General features: G+C 39.9%; 20 protein-coding genes. 12 read left to right on the top strand and 8 right to left on the bottom strand.

Annotated features, from left to right (window positions below):
* Positions 1 to 10 precede the first annotated feature (10 nt).
* Positions 11 to 241, bottom strand: a complete 231-nt coding sequence (locus CWB75_RS07975) for a hypothetical protein (RefSeq protein ID WP_212750898.1) — start codon at positions 239 to 241, stop codon at positions 11 to 13.
* 575 nt (positions 242 to 816) lie between these two features.
* On the bottom strand, positions 817 to 1,668 hold the full coding sequence (locus CWB75_RS07970; RefSeq protein WP_138570345.1) for a LysR family transcriptional regulator: 852 nt from the start codon (positions 1,666 to 1,668) through the stop codon (positions 817 to 819).
* Positions 1,669 to 1,799: 131 nt separating this feature from the next.
* On the opposite strand from CWB75_RS07970, the gene CWB75_RS07965 reads away from it, so the two are divergent.
* Positions 1,800 to 2,465 carry an FMN-dependent NADH-azoreductase gene (locus CWB75_RS07965; protein WP_138570344.1) on the top strand — a complete coding sequence of 222 codons (666 nt, stop codon included), beginning with the start codon at positions 1,800 to 1,802 and terminating at the stop codon, positions 2,463 to 2,465.
* Positions 2,466 to 2,650: 185 nt separating this feature from the next.
* Here CWB75_RS07965 and CWB75_RS07960 read toward each other — a convergent pair whose 3' ends face one another.
* Positions 2,651 to 3,769: an FAD-dependent monooxygenase gene (locus CWB75_RS07960; RefSeq protein ID WP_138570343.1), complete on the bottom strand. Its 1,119-nt coding sequence runs from the start codon at positions 3,767 to 3,769 to the stop codon at positions 2,651 to 2,653.
* A 103-nt stretch (positions 3,770 to 3,872) separates the two neighbouring features.
* Between CWB75_RS07960 and CWB75_RS07955 the strand changes: the two genes are divergently transcribed.
* Positions 3,873 to 4,763, top strand: a complete 891-nt coding sequence (locus tag CWB75_RS07955) for a LysR family transcriptional regulator (RefSeq protein ID WP_249362317.1) — start codon at positions 3,873 to 3,875, stop codon at positions 4,761 to 4,763.
* Positions 4,764 to 4,961: 198 nt separating this feature from the next.
* Positions 4,962 to 5,642 (top strand): haloacid dehalogenase type II, encoded by a 681-nt coding sequence (locus tag CWB75_RS07950; RefSeq protein ID WP_138570342.1) that lies wholly within the window; start codon positions 4,962 to 4,964, stop codon positions 5,640 to 5,642.
* Between the two features lie 66 nt (positions 5,643 to 5,708).
* Here the strand turns inward: CWB75_RS07950 and CWB75_RS07945 are convergent, their stop codons facing one another.
* Positions 5,709 to 6,158, bottom strand: coding sequence for a GyrI-like domain-containing protein (locus tag CWB75_RS07945; protein WP_096038942.1), 450 nt, complete (start codon positions 6,156 to 6,158; stop codon positions 5,709 to 5,711).
* Between the two features lie 384 nt (positions 6,159 to 6,542).
* Between CWB75_RS07945 and CWB75_RS07940 the strand changes: the two genes are divergently transcribed.
* The 6 genes from CWB75_RS07940 to CWB75_RS07915 are packed head-to-tail and all read left to right on the top strand — an operon-like array spanning position 6,543 to position 14,642.
* Positions 6,543 to 8,081 (top strand): pyridoxal phosphate-dependent decarboxylase family protein, encoded by a 1,539-nt coding sequence (locus CWB75_RS07940; protein WP_138570341.1) that lies wholly within the window; start codon positions 6,543 to 6,545, stop codon positions 8,079 to 8,081.
* Positions 8,081 to 9,400, top strand: a complete 1,320-nt coding sequence (locus CWB75_RS07935; RefSeq protein WP_138570340.1) for a lysine N(6)-hydroxylase/L-ornithine N(5)-oxygenase family protein — start codon at positions 8,081 to 8,083, stop codon at positions 9,398 to 9,400. The genes CWB75_RS07940 and CWB75_RS07935 overlap by 1 nt, the downstream gene beginning before the upstream one ends.
* Complete coding sequence (locus CWB75_RS07930; RefSeq protein ID WP_138570339.1) at positions 9,397 to 10,575, top strand: MFS transporter; 1,179 nt, start codon at positions 9,397 to 9,399, stop codon at positions 10,573 to 10,575. Before CWB75_RS07935 ends, CWB75_RS07930 begins: the two co-directional genes overlap by 4 nt.
* Positions 10,576 to 10,599: 24 nt before the next feature.
* Complete coding sequence (locus CWB75_RS07925; protein ID WP_138570338.1) at positions 10,600 to 12,948, top strand: GNAT family N-acetyltransferase; 2,349 nt, start codon at positions 10,600 to 10,602, stop codon at positions 12,946 to 12,948.
* Positions 12,941 to 13,579, top strand: coding sequence for a hypothetical protein (locus CWB75_RS07920; RefSeq protein ID WP_138570337.1), 639 nt, complete (start codon positions 12,941 to 12,943; stop codon positions 13,577 to 13,579). Before CWB75_RS07925 ends, CWB75_RS07920 begins: the two co-directional genes overlap by 8 nt.
* Positions 13,563 to 14,642 carry a heparan-alpha-glucosaminide N-acetyltransferase domain-containing protein gene (locus tag CWB75_RS07915; protein WP_138570336.1) on the top strand — a complete coding sequence of 360 codons (1,080 nt, stop codon included), beginning with the start codon at positions 13,563 to 13,565 and terminating at the stop codon, positions 14,640 to 14,642. Before CWB75_RS07920 ends, CWB75_RS07915 begins: the two co-directional genes overlap by 17 nt.
* Before the next feature lie 37 nt (positions 14,643 to 14,679).
* Here the strand turns inward: CWB75_RS07915 and CWB75_RS07910 are convergent, their stop codons facing one another.
* Positions 14,680 to 15,546: a LysR family transcriptional regulator gene (locus tag CWB75_RS07910; protein ID WP_138570335.1), complete on the bottom strand. Its 867-nt coding sequence runs from the start codon at positions 15,544 to 15,546 to the stop codon at positions 14,680 to 14,682.
* 104 nt (positions 15,547 to 15,650) lie between these two features.
* On the opposite strand from CWB75_RS07910, the gene CWB75_RS07905 reads away from it, so the two are divergent.
* The gene (locus CWB75_RS07905) at positions 15,651 to 16,151 is read left to right on the top strand and encodes a lactoylglutathione lyase family protein (protein ID WP_008130525.1); all 501 of its coding nucleotides are present in this window, start codon (positions 15,651 to 15,653) and stop codon (positions 16,149 to 16,151) included.
* 123 nt (positions 16,152 to 16,274) lie between these two features.
* Here the strand turns inward: CWB75_RS07905 and CWB75_RS07900 are convergent, their stop codons facing one another.
* Together CWB75_RS07900 and CWB75_RS07895 are read right to left on the bottom strand one after the other, a co-directional pair.
* Positions 16,275 to 16,850 (bottom strand): DUF6843 domain-containing protein, encoded by a 576-nt coding sequence (locus CWB75_RS07900; protein WP_138570334.1) that lies wholly within the window; start codon positions 16,848 to 16,850, stop codon positions 16,275 to 16,277.
* A 12-nt stretch (positions 16,851 to 16,862) separates the two neighbouring features.
* A complete protein-coding gene (locus tag CWB75_RS07895) occupies positions 16,863 to 17,618 on the bottom strand; it encodes a hypothetical protein (RefSeq protein ID WP_249362316.1) in 756 nt (251 codons plus the stop codon).
* A 346-nt stretch (positions 17,619 to 17,964) separates the two neighbouring features.
* On the opposite strand from CWB75_RS07895, the gene CWB75_RS07890 reads away from it, so the two are divergent.
* Positions 17,965 to 18,408, top strand: coding sequence for a GNAT family N-acetyltransferase (locus tag CWB75_RS07890; RefSeq protein ID WP_138570332.1), 444 nt, complete (start codon positions 17,965 to 17,967; stop codon positions 18,406 to 18,408).
* A 38-nt stretch (positions 18,409 to 18,446) separates the two neighbouring features.
* Here CWB75_RS07890 and CWB75_RS07885 read toward each other — a convergent pair whose 3' ends face one another.
* Positions 18,447 to 18,866: a hypothetical protein gene (locus tag CWB75_RS07885; protein WP_010388755.1), complete on the bottom strand. Its 420-nt coding sequence runs from the start codon at positions 18,864 to 18,866 to the stop codon at positions 18,447 to 18,449.
* Between the two features lie 153 nt (positions 18,867 to 19,019).
* On the opposite strand from CWB75_RS07885, the gene CWB75_RS07880 reads away from it, so the two are divergent.
* Complete coding sequence (locus tag CWB75_RS07880; protein WP_171039105.1) at positions 19,020 to 19,952, top strand: ChaN family lipoprotein; 933 nt, start codon at positions 19,020 to 19,022, stop codon at positions 19,950 to 19,952.
* The last annotated feature ends 38 nt before the right edge of the window (positions 19,953 to 19,990 follow it).

Here is a 19,990-nt window from a genome sequence, read left to right as displayed (position 1 = left end):
TAAGGGCTACTTATCTGATTTTTCTAGCATATCCCTTTTTGACTACTCTACCTATATAACTATTTAAGCCCTGCCCGGCTCTTGCTAGCCTATGCATTTCATTGATGCAGGCAGCACCGGCACTTTGATTCGTGTATAAATAGACCGAACCATCGCCGAATTGAACAGTGATATCACTTGCCCCAATTTCGTATGCAATTACATTCGAGTTACCACCAAAGTTCTTATAACGTTCCATCATTATTTCCTTTTTAGTTGATACTACTTCGATTTAGAGCTATTGGCTCATTAACATTTTAGTATTTATGCGACACGCAGTTTGTGTTGCAAAATAGCTTGTTGGGCTGATGCGCTACCTGCTCGGTGTGTCAGAGTTGGTGTTGTTTATGCTATGGGAATTTACTTTTGGAGTCTCTCACCTTCCTAGCTAATTTAATCAGCTAAGCTAGTGTTATGTAAGCTTTCCCTGCATTGCTCAGCGCTTATTATTTGTTCATTAAACCTAATGTTTAACCGTTAAGCAAGGATATTTTTCGCTCACACAGCCGCTATTAGCCTGATCAGTTAAGCAGGTTAACTCATTGATTTGATGCAGCAAGCAAGGCAGCTAACTTTTTCGAACTATTTCATTCGTAGCAATATCTGAGGTTATCCCTCCGATACAAAGGAGAAAGGGGGAAAATCTTAACTTCAGACATCAAATACTTTGACTGACCCATTTTCAATATTTTGCTTATCAGTAACAGTCTAAAACAATAAGGTAAACAAATAACCTCCTACTTTTAGCTATTACTTAATTAGATTTATAACTAGAACTTATAAATTCAACATCCCTTCTACCCATTCTAAAACTATGCGTGTATCTCTGGTTTGAAAGCGCTGCTTATTAGGTATGTAGTAGCAAAAGTCAGATTCAACTACGTGGGTATTAAAGTTTTTGAGTAACTCGGTGTCTAATAATCGTTGTACTAGCGTGGTTGAGCAAAAAACCAGTCCTGAGCCTGCCATAGCTTCTTGAATACCAAATAGCTCTTGGTCAAATGTTTTAATAATAAATAACGCAGGGTCTAAATTGTTTTGAGTAAGCCATTGTTTAATTGGAGGCTCACTTAGCGCGTTGTTTTTCCATTTAGTGGTATAGAGCGTAACGGGGCCATTTTGCCATGGGATATCCGCGGCTTTGTATGAGCCGAATAAGTTAAATTGTTCGGTTTTTATAATGTCATCAGCGTTTATATTGCGCTGCTGGCCAAAGCGAATCGGTAAGGTGTGCAATTGCTTATCAACGGCTTCACTGGTTGATATATCCACCTCAAGATTGGGCTGACTTTTTGATAGCTCCTGTAATGCGGGTATTAAACGCAGTGCGGCCAGTGATGACGTAGTGGTAATTTTAACGGCGGTGCCTTTGGCTTGTACGGTAGCTAGCGCTTGATTAATAAGGTTAAAGCCGTTGCTTGTTGCTTCACTTAAATATTCACCTGTGGGGGTAAGAGTGATTTTTCTAACTTGGCGGTAAAATAAATCCACATTTAAACGGTTTTCAAGGTTATTTATATGATGCGAAATCGCGGTTGGCGTGAGCGATAGTTCATCCGCGGCGGCTTTAAAACTGCCTAAACGCGCCGCAGCTTCAAAGGCTTTGAGTGCTTGTAGTGATACTTGCATGGGGGATTATTCACACCAAATAGAATTAACTTATAGATGAGTATAACTTATTTATAGTTAAGGTTTACTCGTTTGTGAAATATGCCTGTTAGTAAGATGATTAACCTACATTTACTAATAGGATAAACAGTATGACTACCCTACTTCACGTTGATGCAAGCGTAAGAGCTGTTAAAAACGACAACCCAGATCACGATTCAATCTCTAAAAATATTGCTAAGCAATTTATTAATAGCTTTGCACAACACCAAGCTATAGATGAATATTTTTACCGTGATGTTGGTGTGAATCCTCCGCCTTTTATTACTCAAGACTGGATAGGTGCGGTATTTATCCCTGATGATAAAAAAACCGCAGAGCAACAGCAGTTACTGGCCTTGTCAGACACATTAATCGCTGAAATTGCCGCTGCCGATATTATTGTGATTTCCTCGCCTATGTATAACTACGGTATGCCCGCACAGTTAAAGGCATGGTTTGATCAAGTAATACGTATAAACCAAACTTTTGATTTTGATCTTTCCCGTGGGGATTTCCCACTGCAGCCTTTGCTGGACGGTAAAATATTAGTTGTGATCACCTCAACCGGTGAGTTTGGTTTTGAGCAAGGTGGCATACGTGAGCATATGAGCCATTTAGTGCCGCACTTACGTACGTTGAGTAAATATTTAGGCGTGAGTACCATTCATGAAATTGCCTCAGAGTATCAAGAGTTTGCCGATGTACGCCATCAACTATCGCTCGATAATGCTTATAGCCAAGCAGCAGTGCTAGGGGGGCAGTTAAGTAATCAATAATATAAAAATACCGCATTTACCTTGCGGTATTTTTAACGAAACCGCTGCCTGTTTACAGTGTTGAGATGAAAAGCTGAGGCTGAAAAGATGACCATAATAAGCTTTTATTGTCAGCTAGGTGTTTATACCCTACAAATAGTTTAGGTTCCTCCTTGATGTTATTTTAATATTTACTTTTTATACTTCTAAACCTCATTTAGCCCTTGCATATATAACTGACTAAGCTGAGTAACAGAGATTTCTGGCGTTGCTGAGTCTTGTGATGGTTGCTGAGTAAATATTTGCTTAGCCACTTGTCGTCCAATTTGCTGTGCGGTTGTGGTTTTATTTATTCGCGTTTCATAAAATCGCTTTAAAACGGTTTCGAGCTGCTCACCTTTATTAAGTATTTGAGACAAATGCCATACATCTTCAAGTGCTTGGCTGGCGCCTTGTCCAGATGTAGGTAATGGGGCGTGGGCTGCGTCACCGATAATCAGTAAATTTTCATTATGCCAATATGGAAGTGGATCTAAATCATGTACAAATAGCTGCTTTATGCTGTTTTGTTCGCTGTAATTAAATACTGTTTGGATTTTTTCAGGCCAGTTTTTAAAGCGCAAACGCATTTCATTATACCAATCGTCTATTTGTTTGGTTTTGTCTATTTTACTTGGCCAAGCAGCAGCCCAATAACAAAAATTATTTGCCACAGGCACTATGCCAAATCGTTCTGTTTTGTTGCGGTAGTCGTGAATGCTTTGGTTAAATGCAGCTAAGTCCATTTTGCTAATGCCAATGATGTTGATGAAGCCCTGATATTTGGGAAGTACAGTATTGTGGTAAAGAAGTTCGCGAGCTGCTGAATGCATACGCCCATCGCAGCCTATCACTAGGTCAAATTGTTTTTTTAGTTGATGAATATCCTCAGTATTTATAGAGCGATTAAAATGAATTGTCGCGCTCAGGCTTTTGAGCTCGCGAGCTAAAATACTTATTAAATCTCGGCGCAAAATAGTGATCGTGGGAAAGCCGCTTGTTGAATTAAGTGCTTTAATATCAAACTCAGCGTGTTGTGTATCAGCGCGGCTAAATTGGCGCATAAAGCTTGGCTGACCACCTAGTTGGCTAAACTTATTGATTAAACCCATTTGCTTTATTACAAACATAGCGTTTGGCCACAGGGTAACCCCTGCGCCTATTGAGGAAAAATGACTATTCCTTTCGTATATGGTCACTTTTATGCCTTGTTTTCTTGCAAAAATAGCGAATGCTAAACCTGCAACCCCGGCCCCAATAATAGCTATATGATTAACCTTACTCATTTGCTTATTCCATATTGTTGAAAGACACAATGATTATTTCAAAATCATTTATTGGGATAAATGTGCTACTGTTGGTTTGTTAATCCCATATTGTGAGGCAATAGTGCTAGAGAATATTGATATGCAATGGCTGTTGAGCTTTCAAAAAGTATACGAGCAGCTAAGTTTTAAGCGAGCAGCAGAGCAACGCCAATTGCCAACCTCTAACATTAGCCGACATGTTGCTTTATTAGAGCAAGCCTTAAATATTCGATTATTAGAGCGCACAACTCGTAAAATGACAGCAACAGCAGCAGGAGAGCAGCTTTATCATAGCTTATCTCCTCTTATTATGGCGATGGGTGATGCGCTGAAAGAAGTTCATCAAGTGGGTGATTCGATAGCTGGGCATCTTAAAATAATTACACCTGATCTCCCTTTCATGGCTGAAGCTATAGCTGATTTTTGCCACAAACACCCTAGAATAAAACTGAGTTGCGATACTCAGCTCAATCCTGCAGAGGGATTACTTGAGGGGTTTGATTTGGTACTACGTTTTAGTCGTGGGTCATTAGAAGATTCTGGCTGGGTTGCTAAAGAGTTGCTGCGTTGGCCAAGTTATGTGGTGGCTGCACCCTGTTTACTTGAAAAGTACCCTACTCCAGAATCAATAGATAAACTGAGTAAGTCTCCCTGTATTACTAGTTTATCTGTATTACAAGGAATGCCTTGGCGATTCAAAAAAGCAGGGGCTATTAGTGTCGTATCCAGCTATAAGGTAAACAGCGGGCTAATGGCAAAAGCTGCAGCACTAAAAGGATTAGGATTTGCAATACTCCCCTTGAACGCTTGCCTTACGGAGTTAGAGCAAGGCGATTTGGTTAAAATTAACTTGCCTGATGAGCCCGAGGATTTAGTTTTGCATGCACTTTATTCTGGTCGAAAATACCCTTTAGTGAAAGTAACCGCTTTTTTGGATCATTTGCAGAGTAACTACTGCCAGCTGTTCATATAAAGACATACCCTTTCTAAACTCTCCTCCAAAAGAAACAAAAGAACCACTTTACCTTGCGCTATTTTTAACCAAACCGTAACGGGGGTTTACAGTAACTGCTTAAAACGCGGGCGCTTTTACTGTACTTTATTAACTGATAAGGTGATTAATATTGAGTAGTAAATTGCGCTTTAGAAACGATTTAAACAGGAGTCATTAATGGCAACTACACTGGCGTTTGATGTATACGGGACGCTTATAAACACCCATGGCGTGGTGTCGTTACTTGAAAATATGGTTGGTGATAACGCGCACGCATTTTCAACTACTTGGCGTGAAAAACAACTCGAATATTCGTTTAGGCGTGGCTTAATGCAAAACTACGTGCCGTTTTCGGTGTGTACTGAGCAGGCACTTAATTATGCGTGTTTACTGCACAAGGTAACTTTAAGCGATGAGCAAAAAGCACAGTTATTAGCGCGTTATAAAACCCTACCCGCATTCGATGACGTTAAAGCAGGGCTTGAGAGCTTAAAAGCACAAAACTATCGGTTGTTTGCGTTTTCTAATGGTGCGGCCAGTGCGGTAAATACCTTGCTCGAAGCCGCAGGTATAAGTGAGCTTTTTGAAGGCGTAGTGAGCGCCGATGACATTAAAACCTTTAAACCCAACCCCGGTGTTTATAGTCATTTATTACGCGAGGCACATTCAACCGGCGCTAATACCTGGTTGATATCGAGTAACCCATTTGATGTTATTGGGGCGTTATCGCACGGTATGCGTGCTGCGTGGATACAGCGCTCAAATGAGGCTATTTTTGATCCCTGGGAGCTTGAGCCTACAATAACGGCGTGCGATTTACATGATTTAAAAACCAAGCTGGCAAGTAATAACGAATGATTTAGTTGGCAGGGGTTAAACTACAGTAATGAAAGGCTAGGTTTGCGCTTACAAACCTAGCCGTTTTTAGTCTTTAATTGCAATGGCAATTTCTATTTCGTTACTGTTTTTATAATACTCAAAATCACTGGTGTAAGTACGTTCATAGCGGCAATCGTCTGAGCTGAAGTATTGCCAAATTTCACCCCATAAATCTATTACTGCATCGGGCATTTCACCCTCACCTTTAAATACCAAATAACGCCCAGCTTGGGTGGTTACTTTTTTAGCTTCAGGGAGTTTAATTGATAAATTATCGCAGCAGGCAATTACGTCAAAATCGCCAGTGAGATCGCTTTCGTAATTAGTATACACACCATATACTTTGGTGTTTTGGGTGAGGCTGTTGGCAAACTTTTCACCAAATTTTTGCCAAAGTTCAGCTATATTTGCAGTGCCAGCGTTCATTTCATTAGCGTTGCAGGTTCTTACTTTTAAGCCGATTAAGGTCTGACTTGCTAGTTGCTTTACTTCCATCATGACGTCCTTTAGCGTTAATACAAACACCAACGTAACAGAAAAACCGCCAATACTTTAAGTTTTGTATTAAATATTTCATAAACAGTGATTATTAACCTCAATTGCATATTTATTGTTCATATTTAAATAGATGGTAATGGCTAAACATGGCTTTGCTACCGCTAAAATAATTTACTTAACTTTCTCTTTTTTAAGTTTATTTTTTGTATGTAATGCTTGTCGTTTAATAGTGAAGTTTATCGATTTTAGTTAAAAATATACGACAAGCTTATTAGCTCTAATTTAAAAAAAGTTGCTATCTAATCTTTTTTCACTATTGTAAATGGAAATCATTATCATTAAGATCCTTGCACCTAAAAAGTGTACTCAAGGAATGTTGATGTGTCTCAATCTCAAGTGTTAAATATTAATACCATTGAAAAACAGGCTGTATTTGAACAAAGCGGCTTGCCCCCACAATTCAATTTAGAGCAGTTCATTAATTATCAAATAGCGTCATTGCAAGGGCTGTCGGCAGTACAGCAAGCGATGGCTAAAGCCCAAAAGCCATTTTCAGGTGTGTCGGTAAATACGTTAGCAAAAGTAGTAAACGATGTTGATTTATCACAGCCATTGGCTGACTTTCCGGCGGTGCTTGAAGAGCTAAAAGGCGTATATTTAGATCATGCTGTGTATTTTCATCATCCGCGTTATATGGCTCATTTAAACTGCCCTGTAACCTACCCTGCTGTTGTGGCCGAACATATTATTGCTGCTATTAATACCTCAGTAGATACGTGGGATCAAAGTGCAGGCGCGACGTTAATCGAACAAAAGCTGATTGATTGGACATGCCAAAAAGCGGCATTGCCAAGCACTGCCGATGGAGTATTTACTAGTGGCGGCACACAATCAAACTTAATGGCAATGTTAGTTGCTCGTGAAGTGGCTGTTAGCCGATATGCGCCAGAACATCAGGTAAAACTTCAGGGCTTACCAGCTGTTGCCTCGCGCTTTAAAATTTACTGCTCTGAGGTGGCGCATTTTAGTATTCAAAAAGCGGCGGCGTTACTGGGCTTAGGTTACAACGCTGTGGTGCCGGTGGCTACAAACAGCGAAATGCAAATGGATATGCAGGCACTTAAAACAGCCATAGCAACAAGCAAAGCGCAAGGTAATTTACCCATTGCAGTGGTTATTACCGCAGGCACAACCGATTTTGGCTCAATCGATCCAATCCATAATATTGCCATGCTAGCTAAAGAAGAGCAGCTATGGTGCCACGTAGATGGCGCTTATGGCGGCGGTTTGTTGGTGAGTGAGCACCATCGCAATGCGCTTAATGGCATTGAGTTGGTTGATTCAATAACAATTGATTATCACAAATCATTTATGCAACCGGTTAGTTGTAGTGCCTTTTTATTAAGCGACAAACGTCATTTTAGCCACATTACTTTATATGCCGATTATTTAAACCCATTAGCAGAGGCCGGAAATGGCACGCCTAATCTGGTAGATAAAAGTCTGCAAACCACTCGCCGTTTTGATGCCTTAAAGTTATGGCTAACACTGCGCACCACTGGAGAAGCACCACTTGGCCGCGCGTTCGATAAAGTTATTGGTCTTGCGCGCCAAACTCATATTGTACTTAACGACCACCCCGACTTTGAAGTAGTTAACTACCCCGAGCTTAGTGCCTTGGTATTTAGATTTGCCCCTGATGATTTAAAACATGACCTTGATTTACTCGACTCTTTAAACCTGCATGTACGACAAACGTTTTTAAAAACCGGTGAAGCCATGATTGCCCGTACAAAAATAAATGGTCGTCATTATCTTAAATTTACATTGCTTAATGCGCAGTGCCAATTATCTGATGTACGCGCTGTTATTGAGCAAATTAGCCACATTGCATGGCAAACTTATAGGGAAATTGCATAATGGATAATCAACCTTACGATTTTATAGCTATTGGCCTTGGCCCATTTAACTTATCTTTAGCGTGTTTAAGTGAACCGCTCGAAGATGTAAAAAGCCTGTTTTTGGAGCAGCGCAGTGAGTTTGATTGGCACCCTGGAATGATGCTAGAAGGCGTTACATTACAAACTCCGTTTATGTCGGATTTAGTAACCATGGCGGATCCAACCAGCCAGTATAGCTTTTTAAATTATGCCAAATTAAATAATCGCTTATACCCGTTTTATATTCGCGAAAGCTTTTTTTTATTGCGCCGTGAATACAACTTATATTGCCAATGGGTTTGCTCGCAGCTTTCAAATGTTAACTTTGAACAAACAGTCACTCACGTTGAATTTTGCCCGCAAAGTGAGTGTTATACCGTTAGCTGTAACACCCCTAATGGTATGCAACATTATGTGACTCGCCATATTGTTTTGGGCACAGGGCCTGCACCGTATATTCCTGATTGCGCTGTGCAAAGTAACTCAAATAACGTAATGCACAGTAGCGATTTTTGTCATCGGCTTGATGAATTAAAGGCAGCTAAACGGGTTACTGTGGTAGGGGCTGGGCAAAGTGCAGCAGAAATTTACCACACTTTATTGCAGCAAGCAGTACCGCAAGGTTTGCAGTTAGATTGGATAGCACGCTCACCGCGCTATTTTCCGCTTGAGTATACTAAGCTCACCCTTGAAATGACCTCTCCTGAGTATGTAGATTACTTTTATAATTTAAAAACTGAGCAGCGAGATTGGCTCAATCAAAACCAAAAAAATCTATTTAAAGGCATTAATGGCGATTTAATTAACGACATTTTCGACACCCTCTACGCGCAAAGCCTTGATGGGCCAATTTCTACTACATTTAAAACTAACAGCAGGCTAACAGGCACTCAAAAAGTAGGTAAGCGTTTACTGACTGAGTTTTATCATCAGGAGCTTGAGCAGCCCTTTTCAATAGAAACCGACTTTTTAATTTGCGCCACGGGCTTTAAATATCAGCGCCCTGCTTTTTTAAATAATATTGCCCACCAATTACCCCAAGATGAGCAAGGTCGTTATTTGGTAAGCCGTGAATATGCGGTAGATAGCGAACAAAAACGTATTTTTGTACAAAATGCCGAGCAGCATACTCATGGTTTTGTAACTCCAGATTTAGGTATGGCTTGCTATCGTAATAGTATTATTTTACGTGAAATTTTAGGTTATTCGCCTTATCAGGTTGAGCAAAAAATTGCTTTTCAAAACTTTGATTTAAGTGATGTAACCCTATCAGCACAACAGCAGAGTAGCGCCGCATGAGTCTTCGTTTAGCGCTAATTTTGCTGACGGTTATTTCGGTGGTATGCGATACCTTGTTGCTACCGTTTTATCCGCAATTTTTTGCTAGTGAATTTGCTATTAGTAACGCCACGTTAATCGGCCTCTTTGTGGCTAACTGTTGTATTACTGTAATGCTGGCTTTACCACTATGGGCTAAGGTCGCTAAAAAATACAATGAGTTGGCTTTGTGGTTAGTAACCCAAGTAGTAGCCGCTGGTTTTGGCCTGCTTTGCTACTTTGCGACCAATGTGTGGGAGTTTTGGATTTACTACCAACTTATGTTGGTGCTAAAGGCAAGCTACCTACTTATATACCCATTTGCACTGCGATTAGAGCAACAAACTAAGCATTTATCTATTATTGGTTTGTTTTCTGTATTGATGCATTTTGGTGCGATTGGTGGTGCTTTAATTGGTGGTTACTTCTTTAGTTTAGCAGAGCCACGCTATGCGTTATTACTCAGTAGTGCCGGTGACCTAGTTCAGGTTTTATTATGCGCCTACTTAATGTATTCATTAAAAACAGGTATTTATCAGCAAGCAATAGCGACTGAAAAACCGCGAGAACGTATTCCCTATTTTATTTGGCAATTTTGCTTTTTAAGTGTGGTGGTTTATTTTAGCGCGTTTTTAATTCGCCCCTTCTTTACTACTCATTGGCAAGCATTAAACGCACAAAGCAGTACGTTGCAAAGCGCTGTTGTATACGCCATTCCTGCCTTTGCCGCGCTTGTTATGCTGGTTTTTAACCATTTCAGGCAGCATTTACCACTGCCAATATTAAGCCGCACGAGCACTTTGTTATGTGCACTTATTTTAGGGGCGCTTGGGCTTTATTTACAAGCGCAGGAGTCGGTTGGGTTAGTGATTTTATCACGTGTTTTATATGGTTTTGCGCTATTTCAAGTGATGGTACTGCTAGAGGTAATGCTATTTGCTAAAAGTGAGCCTGCACATTACGGCAGCGACTTTGCCAAAGTGCACATAGCTCAAAATATCGGGGTTATTTTAGCGTCGTTACTAGTGGGTATGAGCGTAGAGCATCTTTCAACAACGGTTGTGTTTTACTTTGCTGCCATTGGCTTTGCAAGCCTTGCCTTTATTTTGCTTTGGCGGGTTAAGGCTGTTGCTCGAACTGCGCGTTCAGCGTCTTAGTTTTTAAGATTTATTGGAGTTTTTATGTATTTTTCATCTTTTGTAACCACCCTACAGCATACCGGCAAAGTGACGATGCGGTTATTACAGCAAACAGATATGCCAACAGTTTGCGATTGGCTTAAGCAACCGTATGCGCACTTTTGGGGGATGCAGCAGCAAACCGAGCAACAAATAACTAAAGCGTATCAAGATATTTTTGTTACGCCTCATCATCAGGCATATGTGATCGAGCAAAATAATAACCTATTGGCTTTAGTTGAGCTTTATAGCCCTGAGCACGAAAGCTTAATGAAAGCGGCGTACGAGGTGGAACCTAATGATGTGGGTATGCATATTTTATTAGCGCCTAACACGGCACCTAAGCGCCATTTTAGTTTTGAAATGATGCAGTGCGTGCTGCAAAGTATTTTTGCTCAAAACAGTGCCGCCCGTGTTGTGGTTGAGCCCGACATTGCTAATAGTAAAATTCATACTTTAAATAAACGTTTGGGATTTGTGCACACCCAGCAAATTCAACTAGGCGAAAAAGCCGCTTATTTAGGCTTTTGTAATAAAGCAGCCTTTGATAGGCACAGCCAACTATTTACTGATTCGTTAGCACCTTTGCAAACTGATTACGTGATACAGCCACATTGGCAATGGGCAAATCGGCATTTACAAGCTAAAGCACTCACCGAGCTAGTGCACGAGCGTTTATTGGCCGCAGAGACAACAAAGCAAGGCTTTAAAGTGAATGTTGAAGGCGGTTACTTTATTTTTAATGGCCGTGCTATGGCACTGAATCATATAGATATAGACGAGCCAAGCTTATGCTTTTACAACCTTAACGAAGAGCTGCAGCCGCTAGATGTGTTGCACTTTTTTAGTATGCAAGGGCCTGCGCTAGGTTTAACGGGTAAGCGCCTTGCCACCTACCTTGAAGAGCTAAATGCTACTTTAGCCAGTGCGTGCTTCAAACGCGAAAATAACACCTTAACAGCGGCGCAGTTAGCTAATTTAGGGCTGCAAAAAATAGAAGCCGCAATGAGTGAAGGGCATCCTGCCTTTGTTGCTAATAATGGCCGCATTGGTTTTAGTAAAGCTGACTTTTTACGTTATGCGCCAGAAGTAGGCAAACCGTTTAAAGTACTGTGGTTAGCAGCGCAAAAAACGGTATGCGACTTTGCCCATAGTGAATACTTTGCCGATTACCCAAGCCATATAAGTGATGAACTAGATTTAACCACCCGAGATACGTTCAACAAAGCGCTAAAAGCTCAAAACCTAAACCCCGATGATTACTTACTCATTCCTGCTCACCCTTGGCAGTACCAACACAAATTGAGTGTGGTATTTGCAAATGAGTTGGCAAATCAGCGATTAGTGTATTTAGGTGAAGGTGACGATTTATATCAAGCGCAACAATCAATTCGGACCTTATATAATTGCTCGCACCCGCATAAGCCGTATTTAAAAGTGGCGTTGTCTATTTTAAATATGGGATTTATGCGTGGCTTATCGCGTGCTTACATGGCGGTGACTCCTGCCATTAACGATTGGGTATTTGCTAAGGTTAGCCAAGATCAACAACTCGCAGGCGCTAATTTTACAGCGCTTAGAGAATACGCCACCTTAGGTTATGCCCATCATACGTTTGAGCAAAGCGCGCTAGGTGATACACCCTATCGTAAAATGTTTGCCTGCTTATGGCGAGAAAACCCAAACCATAATTTAAATAGTGATGAACAACTGACCACTATGGCAGCGTTATTACACTTAGATAACAATGGCCAAAGTTTAGTGGGCGAATGGATAGCACAAAGTGGTTTGAGCACGCAGCAGTGGTTACGTGCCTACTTTAATGCCTATTTAACTCCGCTAGTACATTGCTTTTACGCGCATAAATTAGTGTTTATGCCCCACGGCGAAAACCTCATTTTAAAGCTTAAAAATTCGGTGCCAGTGGGCGCATATATGAAAGACATAGGTGAAGAGGTTGCTTTACTTAATAGCACTGAAGTATTGCCTGCAGGGGTTGAACGTATTCATGTTTCTATGCCTAAAGAACTTGAGTTATTAAGTATATTTACCGATGTATTTGACTGCTTCTTTAGATACTTAGTGGCAATTTTAGTGCGAGAAGAGCGTATTACAGAGCATGACTTTTGGCAGTGTGTTACGCAAAGTGTTAAAGCGTATCAACATGCTAACCCTGCTTTAAATGAGCGATTTAAAGAGTATGACTTTTTTAGTGATGAGTTTGCTCACTCTTGTTTAAACCGCTTACAGTTAGGTAATAATGAGCAAATGGTTGATTTAACCGATCCGGCGGGTAGTTTGCAGTTTGCTGGTAACTTAAACAACCCCGTATCGGCAAAGCTGTATGGCTAAACCGATTACCCTTGCGCAGTTTTTATATTGCCAACAACCCGTGCAACGAACTTTTAAACCGAGCTTATTATTAGTGCGCGCTTTAACTGTTCGTTGTAAGGCGCAGTACCCGACTGCGCCTAAGCAATTTATTAGTCGGCATTTGTATTTGCAGCTTTGTTGGCAAGCTATTTACGCTTATTGCTATTGGTTTGCTTGCAAACAAAGTACGGCAGATCCCATTAACATGCCGTTAGCGGTAAATGGCGCTTATTGTCGTGGGTTTAACCTGAATAATGGCGTGTTAGTAAGTAAAACTGAGCAAACCAAAGCGTTTACTCATTTTATAAGCCAAGTTGGTGAATGGGTAAATACCGACTATGCACTTGGTAAAAAAGAACAAGCTCGGTTATTACTCGATTCATTAAGTAGCGCCATTGAGCGAGCTCATAGCTTAGACCTTGCTACTACTTTACATATCAACAATTGCCATCGTCAGCTGCACACCCTTATTTGTGAACACTTTAATATTGATGCGCCATTTACTGAAAAACCCCAGCGTTTAACCTGTTGCCGCTATTATTTAGCCGGTTATAGCAAATGCCAAACCTGCCCTAAAAAGGATATTAAAACCAATGAACCAACGTCTTAAAACGATTGATCTTGCGCGTGGTGCGAGCGTTTTTATTATGATTATTGTGCATACCTTATGGATGTATGCCTCCACAACGCTTCAAAGTGAAAGCGCATTTGGTACGGTTGTGCATATACTTGGCAAAGGCACCGCCTCGTTTTTGGTGGCAATGGGGCTATCTATGGCGCTTTCGCGTAGGCAAACACCCTTGCTGTTAATTAAGCGAGGTTTACAGCTTTTACTGCTTGCCTATTTAATGAATGCGGCCAAGTTTTGGCTGCCTATTGAAGTATTTAATACCATGCCCGAGGCGTTTATAAATGCTTATGGCTGGCAAAGTCCGCTCAGTGCTGGGCAGTTACAATTTATAGTGTTAACAGGTGATATTTTACAACTGGCTGGAGTTAGCTTATTGCTGTTTGGTGTGCTTAATATTGCCCGTTGGAAAACAATATGGATTGCGGTTTTAGCCATTGCAATTGCAGTTATGAGCCAGTTTGTGAGGGGGCAGCAATTTACGCTTTCACCTTATATTAGCGATTTGTTTTTTGCTAATAACTATCAGGTGTATTTTCCGGTTTTTCCTTGGATAAGTGCGATATTAACGGGATACGTACTGGGTCGTTTATACCTTAGTAACCAACAAAATGCCGATTACTTATATAAAGTATGTGCACAACTTGGTGTTGCTTTACTTGTTATTGGTGGCATATGGTTAGCCATTGATTTTAAAGGGCAGTTTGGCAACTTTTTCCATTTAAATGGCGGCGGTATTAGCTATTTAATTGGCTTAAATTTATGTGCACTAGCGGCTATACAGTTTATTTTTGCTGATAAATATAATGGCCCTATTACACGTGCTCTTTTATATGCCAGTAAACATGTAACCGCGCTCTATGTTATTCAATGGGTACTTATTTGCTGGTTTATGGGGGCGCTTGGTTATCATACCCTCAGCCTTTGGCCGACACTTTGTATGATGGTACTGATGACTTTACTTACTTTTGCTGTGCATAAGGTTTATTTAAAAAGCAAACAGAGCCTCACAGACATTACGCAAAAAGCTAAACGTACAGCTTAAGCTGTAAAGGGGCTTTACGGGCGCTGATTTAGGTGCCCTAGCCTGATTTTATTGCGTCAATAACGCAATGCATACGCTTTGCTAACGGCCTATTTCGGTGATGGCACACATAAATATTTTCGCTAATTGGTTTGGTTAAATGATGCGTTTTAATAAGCGCAGGTTTATTAAAAGCACTTACTGCGTGTGCGGGTAAAACCGTAAAACCCAGCCCTAAACTTACCGGCTCCAGTATTAAACTTATTTGGTTAGAAAACCCCGTTTGCTTAATTTGATCAACATGTTCAAATTCACTGTAGTTTTCGCTAAGTAAAAGCTGCGCATGATGTTTTGCATCGGGGTGGCTAATAAAGCCAAGCTCACATAAAACCTCCCACGTTGGGTTTTCTATATGTGCGGGCGTTACTAATAATAGGGATTCTTTACCAATTTTGTGGCTGGTAACTTCACTAAGGGTAGGCGCTTGAGTTAAAAAGCCAATATCGGCACTATGATTGGCCACCGCTTGTTCAACATTGGTATTTGGAGCAAAGCGGTAATCTATAATTAGCTTCTTGTGCTCTACTTGCAGTGCTAATAGTTGATTGTAAAACTTTAACCCGCAACTGCCTGGCGACTGTATTTTTACTAAACCGCTGTAAGGTGAATCATCTTTTAATTGCTGCTCTAAAAACTGCCATTCTTTTAATAATAAGCTGCCTTGCTGATACAAGTTTTGCCCATGTACGGTAAGCGTAAATTGTTTACCGTGGCGCTCAAGCAAGGCGCAATCTACTTGCTGCTCTAACTTTTTTATATGTTGGCTTACGCCTGACTGGGTCATATAAAGGCGCTCGGCGGTTTGGGTAAAGTGATTTACCTCAACTAAAGTACAAAACGTGTTTAACCATGTCGGGTTTATCATTACAAAATATACTCAAAATGATGATTAATGATAATTTTACTTAATGTTGGTCAGTTCGTAAACTCACTCCATCAACTAAACATAGTTAAGTAGGAGTATTTATTATGAGTCATACATATCCACGTAGTTTTTCGCACATTGGTATTTCAGTTCCCGATGTTGAAAAAGCCGTAGAGTTTTACACTAAGGTGATGGGCTGGTACACCATAATGGAGCCTACCGTGATCACTGAAGACAACAGCCCAATTGGCGAAATGTGTACCGATGTATTTGGTCCAAATTGGGAAAAATTCAAAATAGCGCATCTTTCAACAGGCGACCGTATTGGTGTAGAAATTTTTGAATTTAAAGACCAAGAAAACCCTAAAGACAACTTTGAATACTGGAAGACCGGTATCTTCCACTTCTGTGTACAAGACCCAGATGTAGAAGGCTTAGCGGATCGTATTGTTGCTGCAGGTGGTAAAAAACGTATGCCAGAGCCACGTTACTACTACCCTGGCGAAAAGCCGTACCGCATGATCTACATGGAAGACCCGTTTGGTAACATCCTTGAGATTTACAGCCACAGTTACGAGCTTATATATAGCGCAGGCGCATACTAAAAGCATTTAGCTAAAAACAAAAGCTGCAGTATTTATTACTGCGGCTTTTTTATTTGAATAGCTTTAGTAATTAGCTAAGTAATACGTCGGATATTGGCATTTTGAAAAAGTAACTACATTTTATTATTGGTGTGATGTAACATCTTTACTATTCTTACACATACCTTTGAAAAGTTTTTCATCTATATTTTTGCGCTTAATAGCATCGTATATACTGAATAAATTTTTCCTGTCGGTCTGTTCTGCGTTTGTACCAACCGTAAAATTTTGATTAATCACAGTACAGCCATATATTGGACCCGATTCACCTAGGCCACCCACATACACAGTTCTTGTTTCTCCATCGTCTGTAGTATCTTTATCTTTTAATGAAGAGTCTTCGCTTATGGGCGTTCTTTCATTCGTATTACTCACTTCAAAGTATTGTATTTGACTGTTTTCAATCCAGCCCTCGTTGGCATCCATTTGTGTAACGAGTATACCGGATGGTGGTATTTCATATACCCGAGAGCCATCTTCGTATTTCGGTGGATGCCCGTTTGGTGCATTAAATATTATGTATAGAGAGCCAACATAATTTTCAGGTATAAGGTAAATTACGGGTTCACTTTTTTTTACCTCTGTACAGGCTGATAATAACGATATCATTGAACCAAAAAACAATATTTTAAAAAAGTGTGCTTTAAAGATGAGTTTCATCGAGTCGCCTTTTTACTTAAGTAAGCCATTAAAACAGTTTTCTAAACTCGCTTTTTCAAGCAGCATACAATGACCACTATTTGCTGGAATAGAAGTAAAACGATAATTCCAATCCGCTATTTTATGAAAGCTTAATTTAGGGTATTTATTTGCCTGTCTAAATAGTTCATCGCCTACGGTCCCTTTAAAACTACCATTATTGTTGAGAGGCAAGCGGAGTGCGCTTACAATCATTGGGTAATCAGCGTTGAGAGATAAGCTTAGTGGTGGCGCACCTTTGCGAACATGTATACCAAGAGAGATAGCTCGCCCACCAGGACCAACAATAAATGCTTCACAATTAGGAAAAGCATCGCCAGTGATATAAGTAACTATATCCATGTGACCGCTAACAGTATCAATGTCTATAATAATTTTATACTTAACATTTAAAGTTGGCACGTATGAAAAGTCTAATCTTTCTTGCATCTGAGGAGAACCTGGCATTGCGTGATTAACTCCTCCGTATTGGCCGTCTAACTGATACTGATAAATACTATTATTAGTTGGAGGTTTTTCTTTGAGGGTAACACGCCCTTTTGGTGCAAGGTTACCAGAATATATTCTTTTCTTATCTTCCCACGGTGCTTTTGATGGATCTGATATTGTATCAATAGAACTAATTTTACTATTTTTTGTAGAAAGCCGTAGACGATGCCAAATCCTTGAGGTCGTAGGTTTAATACCACTAGGTTTTAGCGAAAACCCTCGATTATCTCCTTCAAACATTGGTCCAGACCAGCCAAAGTCTTTTTCAGGGTGAAATGAGCATATATTAATTTCGTAGTTTGCTAATTGAATAGCTATAACCTTAATTCCATTTATTGATAATTAAAAATCCGTTTCGATAATAGTAACACCAGCTTAAGAGCATAACAATTCTGTAAAAGCTTCAAAAGCACAGTATTATTGTTTGTTATCAATAAAGAATTACACGTGTTATGTAAACAAAGCCGCAGTATTTATTACTGCGGCTTTTTGTGCCTAAAAAGAATACATTGCCTAGATATGTTAGTGCTGATAACGTGATAAAACAAAACTACTTATAACTCCATGTTTGAAATTAAGGACAATAATGAACATTTTATTGGAAGATATTACCTCTGCTAATTACGAAGAGGTATGCGATTTAGACGTTACCAAAGCGCAACAAGATTACGTAGCGAGTAATATGTGGTCGTTAGTTGAGGCGCACTACAATAGCGGACATACCTGTAAAGCTATTTACCAAAATAATGAGCCTGTAGGCTTTTTTATGTGGGTGCAAGAAACCCCTACAAAGGTTTCTATTTGGCGTTTTATGGTAGATGAACATCATCAAAATAAAGGTATTGGCCGCCAAGCACTATTCATGGCAATTGCAGAGATTAAAACGACTTCTAAGCTTGAACAAATCGAGATTTGTTATAACCCGCAAAACCCTGTAGCTAAGGATTTTTATTCTAGTTTTGGGTTTGAAGAAGTTGGCCTAGATGAAGACGAAGAAGATATGTTAGCCATTATTAATATAAAAAGTTAACCCAATTTTGTTTAGCGCGTTGCTTATTGCCATAAAAATTAGTGCTTAGTAAGGTGTGGAGGATGTTGCAGTGCTAATTTTTTTAGCTGTGTAATGCATGAAAGCGCTAAGTCATGATATTCATCATCGCTATACAATATCTCGTTTAGCAGATTAATAGATTGTATGAGTGCATTGTGCGCAGCACTTTGTTCGTCTAAAAAGTGAAGTGTGGAATAAAGGCGCTCTGTAAGTGAGGTAATTTGTATGATTTGCTGTTTATTCGCACAGTTATACATTTGAGCTAACAAGGACGCACTTTCAAGTGCACACCCCAAGTACGGCAATGCTTGTGCAAATTGGTATCGTTTAAACAGCGCTTCGCCACTTAGCTGCGCATTTTGAATATCTATAATTGCTTGTTCTGGTTGACATAAAACATGTTGTTTGTGTCGAGCACATAAAAAAGGTAATGCCATGGTACGTTCCATATCTGTTTATTTTTTAAGACTGTAAAACAGAAACCCCAAAACATCAAATGATAATTGTTTTTATTTGCATTTGTAGGTTTAAAGCAGTTTGTTGTGTATACTAACTTCATTGTTTTGATTCTTATTTTTATAAAAACCGATATGAAAAACCCATTTTTAGCACTTGTTTTACTCAGTGGATTATCAGGCTGCAGTATAAACACAGTATCAGTATCTCAAAATTCATCCTTGTATAATTACGGGCTTTATAATGCAAATGGCCAGCGAGTTAATTCAATATTGTCAGAATCCACGCTTTTGAATGCCGATGTTGTTTTAGTCGGTGAATGGCATACACACCCCGGTGTGCACTTATTTCAGGCTGAGCTGTTTCAGCAATTAAGCACGCAAAATAAGCCTATTGCTCTATCGCTTGAGCAATTTAGCCGCGCTGATCAGCAAACACTAAACCTATACCTTGAGAGTAAAATTGGCGAACAATACTTAATTGATAACACTAAGGCTTGGCCTAATTATAAGAGCAATTATCGTGCGTTAGTGGAATTAGCGAAGATGCAAAATAGCGATGTGATAGCTGCAAATGCGCCTAAACATATTGTTACCTGTATTGGTCGCCAAGGTATTAATTATATTAATAAACTCGACCCACAACAGCGTAGTTTTATTGCAAAAGAGATAGATACTTCTCCAAGCCTTTATAAAGAACGCTTTATGCAATCCATGCATCATGGAACGGCGAGTAAAAACGAAAAACTTTACGCCGCGCAAGTTACTTGGGATGAAACCATGGCTGAGTCTATCGTTAACCATATTAGTGAAAATAAGGGCACACAGGTTATACATTTAGCCGGTGACTTTCATGTGAGAAATGGTGAAGGCATAGCGCGGGTAATTAAGCGAATTGCCCCAGAGCTCAATGTTGTATGGGTTTCGCCAGTATCAAAAGTACAATCTGAGCAAAATGGTTATCAATTAGAAGTTAACGCTTTGCCTGCTCGTTATGTGCAAAAAGCACATCAACAAGCGGCATTCAAAGCTTTAGTCAAGCGAGGCGAGAAAACACAGTGCCAATAAGAGGTTGGCACTGTGTTTGTGTAATACACTTTTTAATA

It is taken from the genome of Pseudoalteromonas sp. S1608 (assembly GCF_005887265.1).
In the GTDB taxonomy this organism is placed as follows: Bacteria; Pseudomonadota; Gammaproteobacteria; order Enterobacterales; family Alteromonadaceae; genus Pseudoalteromonas; species Pseudoalteromonas undina.
This window is presented reverse-complemented; position numbering and strand designations above follow the sequence as displayed.